Below are 290 nucleotides of genomic sequence, written 5' to 3' on the forward strand. Positions count from 1 at the left end.
GAAAACCGATGCTGAGTTCCAGAAAAATATCGGGCTGGCGCACCGCGCGTTTATGTCGCTGGCTGACCCTGCCGACCAAGGCAAGATGGACGAGATCGGCAACAACCCGATGGTGATCCGCATGCTGGCGAAAATCGGTGCGGAGATGGGAGAGGACACGCCTGTAGGTAATGGACAAATCAATCTCGAAGAACAGCAGAGCATTCGCGACCTGATGAAGTCTGAGGCATACACCAACCCGAAACACGCCGACCACGAACGCGTTTCCGCACAGGTTCGCGCGTTCTATC

The 290-nt window shown here is 55.9% G+C and carries 1 protein-coding gene; it reads left to right on the forward strand.

Annotated elements, in window-relative coordinates; genetic code table 11:
* Positions 1-290, forward strand: a 290-nt coding sequence (locus tag J0A67_RS22810) for a hypothetical protein (protein ID WP_206571692.1), incomplete at both ends; no start/stop codon positions are given.

It is taken from the genome of Algoriphagus aestuariicola, from assembly GCF_017254835.1.
GTDB lineage: Bacteria > Bacteroidota > Bacteroidia > Cytophagales > Cyclobacteriaceae > Algoriphagus > Algoriphagus aestuariicola.